Annotated in this window: 8 protein-coding genes; 4 read left to right on the top strand and 4 right to left on the bottom strand. The window is 44.5% G+C overall.

What is annotated here, in order from left to right:
- Positions 1-198 precede the first annotated feature (198 nt).
- The 4 genes from FSB76_RS28980 to FSB76_RS28965 all read left to right on the top strand — a co-directional run bounded on the left by FSB76_RS28980 (position 199) and on the right by FSB76_RS28965 (position 5210).
- On the top strand, positions 199-1071 hold the full coding sequence (locus tag FSB76_RS28980; RefSeq protein WP_147059726.1) for an alpha/beta fold hydrolase: 873 nt from the start codon (positions 199-201) through the stop codon (positions 1069-1071).
- 44 nt (positions 1072-1115) lie between these two features.
- A complete protein-coding gene (locus FSB76_RS28975) occupies positions 1116-1844 on the top strand; it encodes a DUF2625 domain-containing protein (RefSeq protein WP_192910110.1) in 729 nt (242 codons plus the stop codon).
- Positions 1845-1911: 67 nt separating this feature from the next.
- On the top strand, positions 1912-3822 hold the full coding sequence (locus tag FSB76_RS28970; RefSeq protein WP_147059724.1) for an AMP-dependent synthetase/ligase: 1911 nt from the start codon (positions 1912-1914) through the stop codon (positions 3820-3822).
- A gap of 185 nt (positions 3823-4007) precedes the next feature.
- The gene (locus tag FSB76_RS28965; protein ID WP_147059722.1) at positions 4008-5210 is read left to right on the top strand and encodes a DUF763 domain-containing protein; all 1203 of its coding nucleotides are present in this window, start codon (positions 4008-4010) and stop codon (positions 5208-5210) included.
- 152 nt (positions 5211-5362) lie between these two features.
- Here FSB76_RS28965 and FSB76_RS28960 read toward each other — a convergent pair whose 3' ends face one another.
- From FSB76_RS28960 to gltB, 4 genes are all read right to left on the bottom strand, one after another.
- Positions 5363-6361, bottom strand: a complete 999-nt coding sequence (locus FSB76_RS28960) for a family 43 glycosylhydrolase (protein WP_147059720.1) — start codon at positions 6359-6361, stop codon at positions 5363-5365.
- A gap of 52 nt (positions 6362-6413) precedes the next feature.
- Positions 6414-6947 carry a DUF4142 domain-containing protein gene (locus tag FSB76_RS28955; protein WP_147059718.1) on the bottom strand — a complete coding sequence of 178 codons (534 nt, stop codon included), beginning with the start codon at positions 6945-6947 and terminating at the stop codon, positions 6414-6416.
- 194 nt (positions 6948-7141) lie between these two features.
- A complete protein-coding gene (locus FSB76_RS28950; RefSeq protein WP_147059716.1) occupies positions 7142-8620 on the bottom strand; it encodes a glutamate synthase subunit beta in 1479 nt (492 codons plus the stop codon).
- Between the two features lie 6 nt (positions 8621-8626).
- Positions 8627-13144: a glutamate synthase large subunit gene (gene gltB / locus FSB76_RS28945; RefSeq protein ID WP_147059714.1), complete on the bottom strand. Its 4518-nt coding sequence runs from the start codon at positions 13142-13144 to the stop codon at positions 8627-8629.
- Positions 13145-13545: the final 401 nt, after the last annotated feature.

Genomic DNA, 13545 nt, shown 5'->3' with positions numbered 1-13545 from the left:
ACTAATTGGTTAACAATATTAACGATTTAGCTGCTCACTGTGTAATAAATACACACTTATTTTTGACACCCGGCGTATTGTAAATGAATTGTTACCCTTGATTTGCAGGTACACTTTTGTACATCTTGTCGTAAACCACCCGTTACTTTGTCGCGCATTGCTGTTTGCACCGTTGGCTCTTCGTCCTAACTTTGAATCATGAAAAACTCATTGCTGCTATATATTAAGATCACTACTTTTATAATTATACTTATGACAACAGCCACCACCACACAAGCGCAGGATGCCGGTAAATATGCCCAGGTAAACGGCATAAAAATGTATTACGAAATTCATGGCAAAGGCCAGCCGCTGGTATTAATTCACGGTGGCGGTTCAACCATGCATACGTCATTTGGTAAAATCATGCCACAACTTGCCAAAACCCACATGGTTATTGCCGTCGACCTGCAAAATCACGGCCGTACATCGGCAAGGGATATCCCCGAAACTTTTGAACAGGATGCCGATGATGTGGCCGAACTGCTAAAACAGTTAAACATTAAAGGTGCCGATGTTATGGGTTTTAGCAACGGCGGCAGCACTACACTGCAATTGGCCATCAGGCATCCCGAATTAGTACATAAACTGGTTGCCATTTCGGCACTTTATAAACGCGCCGGCACATTCCCGTGGTTTTGGGATTTTATGCGCAATGCAGATATATCATCGATGCCACAGATTTACAAAGATGTTTACCTGGCCATACCCGGCAATACCCAGGCCGGGTTGCAAAACATGCACGATAAGGATGCCCAACGGATGCAAACTTTTAAGGATTGGAATGCCGACGATATCAAAGCCATCCAGGCCCCTACCCTGGTCATTGTAAGCGACCAGGATGTGATAACGCCCGAGCACGCTATAGAGTTGTCGCGGTTATTGCCACATGGCCGGCTAACCATTATGCCCGGCAGTCACGGCGCTTTTATGGGCGAAGTTATGGCGCCAAACCCGGATAGCAAAGTACCGGCGTTATTTGTGGCATTGCTTGATGAGTTTTTGACGGAGGGTATGCCTGAAGTTAAATAAACATTATTTGTCAAGGCTTGCTAAAAAAATCAGCATTTTTAATCATGAAAAAACAAATCCTATTCCTGGTGCTGGCCATTTTAACATTGCCTGTATGCGCTCAAAGCAATTTGCGGTCTGTTGCCGAATTAACCAGCGATACATCTGCCTGGCCCCTGCTTTTAGAAGATATCAAAACAGCAAAAAACAAAATCGAAATTTTGCCTGCATCCAACGGCAAAGATGCATTATATCAAACACAGGTAACCACTCACTCCAACATGGGCGCGGTTATTTATTTTACCAGCGGAATATTGGTTGATAATGGTTGGATACGCATATTAGGATCGGGCAGCGAAAAATTAAAACGAAGCCTCCCGGGCTGGAATAAAGGCAAAAGCTTTAATGAGCTGGGCGAACAACCGGCATTTTTGTTGATAGCGGATGATGCCGACGGCGGGCTTTTTGCTATCAACGGCGGCAAATTTGGTACCGATATGGGCAAAATTTATTACCTGGCACCTGAGCGCTTAAAGTGGGAAGCGCTGCACATAGGGTATACCGAATTTTTGAACTTTTGCTGGTACGGCGATATGAACCAGTTTTACGACGGCCTGCGATGGAAAAAATGGAAGGAAGATTTGAAAAAAGTACACAGTGACCAGGCTTTTAACTTTTATCCTTACCTGTGGACTACGGAAGGAAAAGACATCAATAAGGTAACCAGGACGGTAGTCCCCATGCAGGAAGTGTATGATTTTTTAACCGAAACCATGAAAACTATTAAACCATAATGTTCCGTTGCATTTTCTCGGTAAAAAACATAAGTTTGATGCTTGAACAGAACCAATTGATCAATTAATGAGCCAGGCTAATCAACTTACAACTGTCCCATCGTTTATACGCAATACTGTTGCCAATATACATCCGGAAAGCCATACTTTTTTAATCCATAAGGTTAAGGATACCTGGGTGGAGATTACTTATGGCGAGGCGCTGGAAAAGATAGATGCCATATCGGCATGGTTGTTAAACCTGGGTATCAAAAAAGGCGACCGGCTGTCGCTGATTATTGAGAACGGCCCAAATTATGTTTATTACGACCAGGCTTTGCAGCAAATAGGCGCTGTAAATGCATCGATATACCCTACCCTCACCGAAACCGAAATAGAGTACATTTTAAACGATTCGGGAGCAAAAACCATTATTGCTGGCAATCCTTTCCTTTTTCGCAAAGTGCTTAAAATTGCCAATAACTGCCCCGAACTCATCCGTATTATACCCGCTTTTGATGATTTTGAAAAACACAGTAACAAACATACGCTCAATGCCGGCGTAATTGGCTTTGATGACGTGATTAAAGAAGGCCTGGCTTTGGTTGGCCAATATCGTCATGCTATTGCTGCCGCCCGCGAAGCCATTTTACCTACCGATCTTTCCTGCCTTATTTACACATCAGGTACAACCGGTATTCCTAAAGGCGTAATGCTTACACATTATAACCTTACCCAAAACGCGTTGAACAGCGTTATTCAAATTCCTTTTGTAACCAAAAATGATCGCTTTTTATCGTTTTTGCCGTTATCGCATGTATTTGAGCGCACTATTTATCATATCGCCATTTTAAAGGGATCGCAAATTGCTTTTGCCCAAAGTTTGGAGCTGTTAGCTAAAAACATGGGCGAAACCCAGCCTACCATACTATGCTGCGTACCGCGCCTGCTTGAACGTATTCACGATAGGGCCATTAAAAGTGGCACATCTGCAGGTGGCTTAAAGACCAAAATATTTTTATGGGCCTTTGAAACAGGTAAAAAAGTGCGTTTGATACAGGAAGCCGGTAAATCGCCGGGGCTTATCCTTAAAGCCCAGCATGGCATTGCCGAAAAATTGGTTTTCAGTAAGATAAAAGAAAAAACCGGCGGCAAGCTGCAGTTCATGGTATCGGGCGGAGGCGCCCTGCCCAAAAACATTGGTGAGTTTTTTGGCGACCTGGGTATTGTAATACTGGAAGGATTCGGGCTCACAGAAACATCGCCTGTTATGGCTGTAACCGAAAGGCACAGGGTTATTTATGGCACTGTGGGCCGTATTATTCCCGGCATTGAGGTGGCCATCCAAAATGTAGAGACCAAAGAAATTTACTCCATCCAAACCCACGATAGTTTTAAGGAAAACACAGAAACCGAAGAAGGTGAAATTATTGTTCGCGGCCATTGCGTAATGAAAGGTTACTGGCATAAGCCCGAAGAAACCGCCATGGTTATTGACGAAGATAACTGGTTTCACACCGGCGATATCGGTCGTTTCTTCCGCGGCAACCTGCAAATTACCGACAGGCTTAAAAACATGCTGGTAAACGCGTATGGCAAAAACATATATCCTACACCGGTTGAGAATACCTACCTCAAAAGCCCTAAAATAGAACAGGTGTTTTTAGTGGGCGATAAACGCGAATACATTGCCGCCATTATAGTGCCCGGCAAAGAAGGCCTGCAGGAACAATTCGGTCTCAACAACGATTTTTTTGAGCGCCCCGAAGTATTTATTGATGACCAGGAGATTGTAGACTGGATAAGCCAGGATATCCGCAAATTCAGTAATGAGCTGGCCAAGTTTGAACGCATTAAGTCATTCAAAGTAAAGCGTAACCCTTTCAGCATGGAAGAAGGCGAAATAACCCCAACCATGAAAGCCAAACGCAAAGTAATTGAGAAAAAATATGCGGCAGAAATAGATGAGCTGTACGCCGGTGAAGCGGAAGAAGATTAATTTGAGAATTTGAAGATTTGAGAATTTGAAAATGCTTTGGTCTGAACCACTATTTTGGGGATTCAGGGGGATTGACAGGATTGGATTCCAAATAATCCGAAAAATCTGTTTAATCCGAGTTCAGAAAAAATCTTGTTAGTCCTTATAAGTCCCCAAATCGTGTAAATTTTACTAACTTTGTTAGCATGAAGCGATCCGGCAGTGCTGACTTACCTTTACACTATGGCTACGTACCCACGTGGCTTGCCGAGCGTATGGCAAAGTTAGGCTTGGCGGTAATTGAAAACATCGTAATGGATTATGGCAAGGACGAGGTTTTACACCGCCTGAGCGATCCGTTTTGGTTTCAAAGCCTTGGAGCTGTGATGGGAATGGATTGGCACTCATCAGGCATAACTACCTCGGTAATGGGCGCTCTAAAAAAATCAGTAAACCCGCACAGCCGCGAACTGGGCATTTACATTTGCGGCGGCAAAGGCAAACACTCCAAACAAACCCCTGCCGAACTGTTAAAAATTGGTGAAACCACCGGGCTCGACGGCGACCACCTTGTACGATGCAGCAAACTAAGCGCTAAAGTTGATAATACAGCCATTCAGGATGGTTTCCAGCTATATACCCACAATTTTATCCTGAGCGATACCGGCAAATGGGCTGTAGTACAACAAGGCATGAGCGATGCCAGCAGCACCGCACGCCGCTACCATTGGCATTCGGAGCAATTAACATCGTTTGTTGATGATCCGCACACATCCATCTACGGCAAAAACACTGGCCTGATCCTGAACATGACAGATAAACTGGCCGATACCTCGCGCAACGGAGTAATGCAGATAGCCGCCGAAAACCCGGAAGCCATGATCAAAGAAATCAGCCACCTGGTATTGCCCAACCATCATGATGTAAAAGCCAAGGACGTGGATTTGAAACGGCTGGGCGCTGTGCTTTGGTTAGCCCATGAAAAGCAGCCCGCTGATTTTGAAGATTTGTTGCTATTACAAGGCCTGGGGCCACGTACCCTGCAGTCGCTGGCATTGGTAAGCGAGGTTATACACGGCACCCCATCCCGGTTTAAAGATCCGGCAAGGTTTTCCTTCGCACACGGAGGCAAGGATGGCCACCCCTTCCCCGTACCTACCAAAGTATATGACGAAACTATAGGTGTGCTCCAAAATGCGATACACAAATCGAAACTGGGGTTATCGGAACAAAACGAAGCCATCAAACGGTTGCATAAAATAGCAAAGAACGCCGAAAATGGTTTTACACCCAATGCCAATTTCGATCAGGTAATAGCTAAAGAGCGTGAAGATTCATGGAAATACGGTGGGCGAACCGTTATGGGCAAAGCTATGCCGCCGGTGCAACAGCAATTGAAGTTATTTTAGCAATTTACTCCTATCGCTCCCGCGAGCTTCCAGCTCGTGGGTTGCATGGTTTCAGCTTTTAGCTGAAGTAGTTAAGCCATAGGCTTAAACCAGGATGCCCACGAGTTACGCTGACGCTAACCTCGCGGGAGTTAAAGAGCGTTAAAAAGTTGTTATTTTTCATCAGTATATTTCCACTCACCCGTTTTTACATCTATCTTCCAGGGCTGCGGCTTTGGCAGCCATAACTTGCCTTCACCTATCTCCAGGGGCATCCAAAGGTAACGCGAATCCCATTGAGCTTTGGGACGCCACTGATCGGCCATAAAAATCACGGTGGTGCTTTTTGTGCCGACAACTTTAACCATCATGGTAGATTGCGATCCATAAGTATTTGTCTCGGGCGGGGCAATATCTTTAAACTCCGACCATGGCCCGCTTAGCGATGTTGCCGTAGCATATTTGTTAGGATTGGGGTCCCAACCGGTAAGCGCCGAACCAATGGCATAGTAAAGCCCTTTATAATGCACCAGGGCACCACCTTCCAAAGGTGCTTTAATAAGGCATATCTCTTTTTCAACACTCAGGTAATCGTCAGATAGTTGTGCAATATGAAAGCCCTTGGCCCTATCCTCAAATATCAGGTACGCCGAACCGTCATCGTCAACAAACTGGCCAATATCGCGGCTCTGTTCGCCTAAAGGCCTAAAGCTTTTAAGGTATTTATAATCGCCATCTATCTTGTCGCAAACTGCAACGCCAACACGGGCGGCTTTGTAGTTGGCACTATCCATATGCAGGTACATCACATATTGCCTGTTCTTTTTGTTATAAAAAACCTTCGGCCGTTCTAAAACAAAACCTTTCCCGAAGTTTGCCGGATCGCCTGTTTTGATTACTTTGTTCCGGAATGTCCAATTCGTAAGATCGGGTGAGGAATAACAGGCTACGTAGCGTTTGGCGGGATCATTGTCTTTTGCGCGGTCTTCGCCAAACCAATAGTACAGTTTCCCTATTTTGATGATACCACCGCCGTGGGCCTGCACATGTTCGCCCCGGTTATCGGGCCAAACTTCGCCCGGCTTTATAGCAGAAACTTGCGCAGAGACCTGTATTTGGCATGCAACAAAAACCAGCAATAAGGCAATAAATGAACTTTTTTTTAATAGCATGACTTAGATAGGTATAGCCTGCAATTTAAACATTACGCCGCTATTAAATAAACTATTTTAATGCCAGCATGATCACCTTAGCCGAATCAAGATGCGCTTGCAACGATGACATATTTTTGTTGGCAAAATCAGATACGTTAGGGTTTTTGTTGAGTGCGGCAGTTTTAAACAGCGCTATTTCCTGCTCATGCTGGTTTACCAGCATTGCTATATAGGCTTTGTCAAAGTTGGCAGCTTTTTTCTGTTCAAGGGCGGCAATTGCCTGTTGATGGCCGGCATTTATGGTATCGTTGGATGTTACAAAATTATCAATCTCCAATTTTCTCAAATTATCAGCAAGAAGGGTGTGGTCATCAATCATCGTTTTAGCAAACTGAATTACTTTTTGATTTTTTGAATTGGAGATAGCCAAACCGGAAGCTTTTACGGTTGCCAGGCTGGCTTCGGTGCCATTCTTAAAAAAAAGCATTCCGCCATCATCAACAAGTACTTTATTGTTGTAATTATTTGCGCGTTTGTTGCTTTCGCATGATTGCGAAAAAACGAAGGCTACTAAAATCAATAACAAGCGGGTTAAATACTTCATTTATAAATTGATGATGTTTTGTTTAGGTTTAACGGCAAAAAGGACAAGTGGTTTTTAAAGTAGCATAATTAATATTGATTTATTGTAAGCAGCACAAAATAACCCATCAAAATAAAACAAAAAAACCACGCTGCAATACCCATAACAGGAGTATTGCAGCGTGGTTATATATCTTCAGCAGATAAGGCGTTTTCTTAAAACACCTGGTCGAACTGATTAACGGCATCCTTGCTTTCCAGCAACGAGTGGCCCATTAAAAACTCATCTACTTTACGCGCAGTTTCGCGGCCTTCGGAGATTGCCCAAACAACCAGTGATTGTCCGCGACGCATATCACCTGCAGCAAATACTTTGCTCACGTTTGTACGGTAAACGCCTTCTTTGGCTTTAACGTTTTTACGGTCATCCAGTTCAACACCTAACTGAGCTAACAGGCCGGCAGGCTGCGGGTACAGGAAGCCCATAGCCAGGAACACACGCTGACAAGGAATTTCACGTTCAGAACCTTCAACCACATGGAATTTTACAGGGCGGCCCATAAAATCCTGCTCCCACTCTACATCTACCACTTTTAACGCACGCAAGTTACCTTCGTCGTCGCCTAAAAACTCCAGGGTATTTACGCCCCAGAAACGTTCGGCACCTTCCTCGTGCGAACTGGTGGTTTTAAGCACCATTGGATATGTTGGCCATGGCATATGCTGTGTACGCTGTGCCGGCGGCTGAAACATCACCTCAAACTGCTTAATTGATTTTGCTCCCTGGCGATTTGAAGTACCTACGCAATCGCTGCCGGTATCACCGCCACCAATTACCACTACGTCTTTACCGGTAGCTAATATATCGTCGCCATCAACTGCAATATCACTTACGCGTTTGTTTTGCTGTTTCAAAAAGTCCATCGCAAAATGGATGCCTTTTAATTCCCTGCCGGGGATCATCAGGTTACGGGGAATGGTTGAACCACCTGCCAGTACTACAGCATCATTGTTGCGTACCAATTCATCGGCAGCAACATTAACACCTACTTCGCTGTTCAGCTTAAACACCACACCATCTTTTTCCATTACTTCAATACGGCGCTCTACTACGGTTTTCTCCAGTTTAAAATCAGGGATACCATAGCGCAATAAACCTCCCGGTTTATCATCGCGCTCGTAAACAGTTACCGCGTGGCCTGCTTTTACCAATTGAGCTGCAGCTGCCAAACCTGCCGGACCAGAGCCTATTACAGCTACTTTTTTGCCCGATTTTACCAACGGTGCAGTTGGTTTTACCAGGTTTTTCTGGTAAGCAATTTCGATGATATGTTTTTCAATTTCCTCAATAGCTACAGCCGGCTTATTAATACCTAACACACATGCAGACTCGCATGGTGCAGGACAAATACGGCCTGTAAACTCCGGAAAATTATTTGTTGATGATAAAATATGGTAAGCTTCCTCCCAGTTTTGACGATACACGGCATCGTTAAATTCCGGGATAATATTACCCAGCGGGCATCCCGAATGGCAAAAAGGGATACCGCAATTCATACAACGGGCCGATTGCTGGTTCAGCTTCTCGTCGGTATATAAATTAACAAACTCTTTATAGTTTTTTACGCGTTCAGCAGCAGGAACCTTAGTTGGTAATTCCCTGTTAAACTCCTGAAATCCTGTTGGTTTTCCCATTGAAATTTAGCCTATTGTTTGATATTGTAATTTCTCTACTACTTTTTTATACTCTTTTGGATACACCTTCACAAATTGTGTAGATGCCTCGGCCCAGTTAGCCAGGATCTGTTGTGCAAGTTTACTGCCTGTAAGGCTTACGTGCTTACGCAGTAAGGTAAGTATCTGCTCTTCATCCTGTAACGATAGCGGATCAAGGTCTACCATCTCTGTATTACAGTTTTCGGCAAAACTGTTATCCGGATTATAAATCCAGGCTAAACCACCGCTCATACCAGCTGCAAAGTTGCGTCCTGTTTTACCCAATATCAGTGCCCGGCCACCGGTCATGTATTCGCAACCATGATCGCCAATACCCTCAACAACAGTAGTAGCACCGGAGTTACGTACCGCGAAACGTTCGCCGGCCATACCGCCTATAAATACCTCGCCCGACGTTGCACCATACAAAGCCACGTTACCTATGATGATATTATCTTCGGGCGTGAAAGTAGCTTTCTCTGATGGGTAAATAGCCAGTTGCGCCCCCGATAAACCTTTACCTACATAATCATTGGCTTCGCCCTCCAGTTCAAAAGAGATACCTTTGGTTGCAAAAGCGCCAAAGCTTTGCCCGGCCGAGCCTTTGAATTTGTAGTTAATAGTATTATCAGGTAAACCTGCCGATCCATATATCTTCGAGATCTCGTTTGACAGCAATGTACCAACAGTACGGTTAACGTTGATAACGTCGAACGATGCAAACACCGGCGTTTTATCTTCAAGAGCAGGTTGAGCTGCCGCCAACAACTGCCAGTCCAGTATCTCATCCATACCATGATCCTGCTTTTCGCTGTTATAAAGCGTCATGCCTTTGGTATTGGTAACCGGGTGTAATATGCCGCTTAGGTCAATCTTTTTGGCTTTCCAGCTTTCCAGGTGATCTTTTACCTTCAGGAACTGAACACGTCCAACCATCTCGTTAATGGTACGGAAGCCTAACTCGGCCATAATCTCGCGCAGTTCTTCGGCCATAAATTTAAACAGGTTCACCACGTGATCTGCTTTACCGCTAAACAGTTTCCTTAATTCAGGATCTTGTGTGGCAACACCTACAGGGCAGGTATTCAGGTGACACTTACGCATCATGATACAACCACCGGCTACAAGCGCGGCTGTTGCAACACCCCATTCCTCGGCACCCATTAAAGCTGCAATGGCCAAATCGCGACCGGTTTTTAGCTGGCCATCTGTTTGTAATACCACACGGCTACGTAATTTATTGCGTACCAAGGTTTGGTGAGCTTCGGTTAAACCAAGTTCCCATGGCAAGCCCGCGTGTTTTACCGAGCTTATTGGCGATGCACCTGTACCACCATCATAGCCGGCAATCAGGATAACATCAGCATGTGCTTTCGCAACACCTGCTGCTATAGTACCCACACCTGCTTTTGATACCAGTTTTACATTGATACGTGCAGCACGGTTGGCATTTTTTAAATCGAATATTAATTGCGCCAAATCCTCTATAGAGTAAATATCGTGGTGCGGCGGTGGAGAAATTAAACCTACACCAGGAGTTGAGTGACGGGTTTTAGCAATCCAGTCATCAACTTTATGACCCGGAAGCTGTCCACCTTCGCCTGGTTTAGCGCCCTGCGCCATTTTTATCTGCAATTCATCGGCATTGGTAAGGTAATTTGATGTTACCCCAAAACGGGCAGATGCCACTTGCTTGATAGCCGAACGCATAGAATCGCCGTTGGCCATTTTTTCGTAACGCATCTCGTCCTCACCACCTTCGCCGGTATTGCTTTTACCACCTATGCGGTTCATGGCAATAGCCATGGTGCTGTGCGCTTCGTGAGATATAGATCCGAACGACATGGCGCCTGTTGCAAAGCGTTTCATGATGTTTTCGGCCGGTTCAACCTCATCAATGCTGATAGCTTCACGGTGATGCGCAAAGTCAAGCAATCCACGAATGGTAAAATGCTTTTCGGTTTGCTCGTTAATTACCTTAGCGTAGTTTTTATATACGTTATAATCATTGCTACGGGTAGCATGCTGTAACAAGTGTACCGTGGTTGGGTTAAATAAGTGGGCTTCGCCCCTGCGTTTCCACTGGTAAATACCACCCTCGGGCAGTAAATTATCGGCACCCTTGGCATTAAAGCCCATGCGATGTTTACATAGTGCTTCGCGGGCTATTTCATCAAGGCCCAAGCCGCCAATGCGGGTAACGGCTCCGCAGAAATATTTATCTACAACAGTTCTGTTTAAACCTAATATTTCAAAAACCTGCGAACCATGGTATGATTGTAAGGTTGAGATTCCCATTTTAGAGAAGATCTTCAATAAACCATCATTTACAGATTTCACGTAGTTTTTTTGCAGTGTTTTAATATCCAGCCCGGTTTCTAGGCTACCGTTATTTTTAACGGTTTCGATAGTAGCCAGGGCCAGGTATGGGTTAATAGCTGTAGCACCAAATGCCAGTAAACAGGCAAAATGGTGAACTTCCCATGCATCCCCGGTTTCAACAACCAGGCCTACTGCACCACGGAGACCTTTTTTAATGAGGTGGTGATGTACGGCAGATACGGCTAACAGTGTAGGGATAGGCGCATGCTCAGAGTCTACAGCACGATCCGACAGAATCAATACTTCAAACCCATCGTCAACGGCATCCTCTGCATAGCGGCAAAGCCTCGCAATACCTTTTTCTAACGAGCCGGGCATACCATCGGCCACAAAGTAAGTTTGTAGTGTTTTGGCATGGAAAAGGCCGGTATCAATACTGCGCAGCTTCTCTAACTGGTGGTTTTTTAATATCGGGTGTTTTAAAACTACACAATGGCAGTGCATTTTATCTTCATCCAGCAAGTTACCGTTGTTGCCGATAAAGGTTGCCAAACTCATTACCAGGCGCTCGCGGATCGGGTCGATAGGCGGGTTGGTTACCTGGGCAAAAAACTGTTTAAAGTAGCTCGATAAATGTTGTGGTTTATCAGACAATATAGCCAAAGGCACATCGGTACCCATCGAGCCTACAGGCTCTTTACCATCAACAGCCATTGGCTTAATAATGGTATCTATATCCTCGCGGCTGTAACCAAATACCTGCTGGTAACGGAATACAGAAGCTTCTGAAAGCTGGGCAAATGCCAAACGTGGTTCGGTAAGTTCGCTCAGGTTTATTTTATAATTCTCCAGCCAGCGACCGTAAGGCTGCCTTGAAGAGATTTGTTTTTTTATCTCATCATCAGTAATAATCCTGCCTTTTTCTGTATCAATCAGCAGCATTTTACCTGGCTGTAAACGGCCTTTACGCACTACGGTGCTTTCGTCGATAGCCAGGGTACCTGCCTCAGACGCTGCTATAACGCGGCCATCGTTGGTAATTACATAACGCAACGGGCGAAGGCCATTCCTATCCAATAAAGCACCTACCAGTTTACCATCGGTAAACGTAATAGCGGCCGGGCCATCCCATGGCTCCATCAATGTGGCATGGTACTCATAAAATGCCTTTTTAATAGGATCCATGTGTACATTACCGTCCCATGCCTCGGGTACCAGCATCATCATTACGTGTGGTAATGAGCGGCCAGAGTGCAGCAGAATTTCGATGATATTATCCAAACAGGCAGAGTCTGACTGGTTGTTATCAATCACCGGCATAATCATTTCCATTTCTTCGGCCGTGAAGTACGACGAAGCATATGATTTTAAACCGGCGTAAAACCAGTTTAAATTACCGGTTAAAGTATTGATCTCGCCGTTATGGGCAATCAGGCGGAAAGGCTGAGCCAGTTTCCACGATGGGAAAGTATTCGTAGAGAAACGCGAGTGGATCATGGCGAAGCCAGATGCAATACGCGGGTCTGTTAAATCAGCATAATATTTACGCAGCTGGTAAGTAGTTACCTGGCCTTTGTAAACAATTGTTTTGCACGATAACGAGGTGAAATAAAAATATTCCGATGCACCGGGAATGGTATCCGTAATAGTTTTATTAATGTACCTGCGCAATATAAAAAGCTTACGCTCAAAGTCATCGGCATTGGTAATGTGGTGCGGGCGGGCAATAAATATCTGCTCTACATCGGGCTCGGCCTGACGGGCTGTTTCGCCAACCGCCATTGAGTCGACGGTTAATTTGCGGTAGCCTAATTTAACAAGGCCCAGCTTTTCTATCGCGTTGGTAATAACAATGCGGCAAGCCTTTTTTTGTGCCGAGTCTTTCGGGAAAAAGATCATCCCCACACCATACTCGCCCGGTTCGGGCAGGCTGATCTCGAGGTTTGAGCATTCTTCCATCAAAAACTCATGGGGCAATTGTATCAGTATACCGGCACCATCGCCGGTTTCAGGATCACATCCGCAGGCACCGCGGTGTTCCATGTTCTCGAGCATCGTAAGCGCATCATCAATAATCTGGTTACTTTTATGACCATTTATGTTGGTTATAAATCCAGTTCCGCACGAATCGTGTTCAAATTCTGGCCTGTAAAGGCCCTGGTTGCTATCAGTTTGATTCATCTTTAGAGTAAACCGTTTATAAAGGGGTGTAACAACGAAGTTACCAATTTGCAAATAAATTATAAAATTTATCGGAATTTTTAAAGATTTCTAAAAATTCGATTATCTATATCATATTTATTTAACAAAATGACAACATAAATAAACAATTATTATGATTAAGTAAATGAAATATGTTGTTTTCTTATTTAGAATCGGTATAAAGTTGCTCCAATTTACCGCAATTCATTTATACAATCGGTAAATATACCAATAACAGAATAAAATTTTGTTGGTTAAATCTATGTAACGAGTAGACTATTTTATGGCAAGAAGTCCGGAAGTCAGTAAAGTCGGGAAGTTTAACAGGTTTGTAGTGAAAGAAGAATCTCCAGCGATCAATAACAATGCCTTTTTTCCGC

Source organism: Mucilaginibacter ginsenosidivorax, from assembly GCF_007971525.1.
In the GTDB taxonomy this organism is placed as follows: domain Bacteria; phylum Bacteroidota; class Bacteroidia; order Sphingobacteriales; family Sphingobacteriaceae; genus Mucilaginibacter; species Mucilaginibacter ginsenosidivorax.
The sequence above is the reverse complement of the archived record's forward strand: the minus strand, read 5'-3'. Positions and strand labels throughout refer to the sequence as shown.

Coding starts and splice junctions, on each gene's coding strand:
- FSB76_RS28980 (WP_147059726.1), top strand. CDS start 199: ATGAAAAACTCATTGCTGCTATATATTAAGATCACTACTTTTATAATT.
- gltB (WP_147059714.1), bottom strand. CDS start 13,144: ATGAATCAAACTGATAGCAACCAGGGCCTTTACAGGCCAGAATTTGAA.
- FSB76_RS28970 (WP_147059724.1), top strand. CDS start 1,912: ATGAGCCAGGCTAATCAACTTACAACTGTCCCATCGTTTATACGCAAT.
- FSB76_RS28950 (WP_147059716.1), bottom strand. CDS start 8,620: ATGGGAAAACCAACAGGATTTCAGGAGTTTAACAGGGAATTACCAACT.
- FSB76_RS28975 (WP_192910110.1), top strand. CDS start 1,116: ATGAAAAAACAAATCCTATTCCTGGTGCTGGCCATTTTAACATTGCCT.
- FSB76_RS28965 (WP_147059722.1), top strand. CDS start 4,008: ATGAAGCGATCCGGCAGTGCTGACTTACCTTTACACTATGGCTACGTA.
- FSB76_RS28955 (WP_147059718.1), bottom strand. CDS start 6,947: ATGAAGTATTTAACCCGCTTGTTATTGATTTTAGTAGCCTTCGTTTTT.
- FSB76_RS28960 (WP_147059720.1), bottom strand. CDS start 6,361: ATGCTATTAAAAAAAAGTTCATTTATTGCCTTATTGCTGGTTTTTGTT.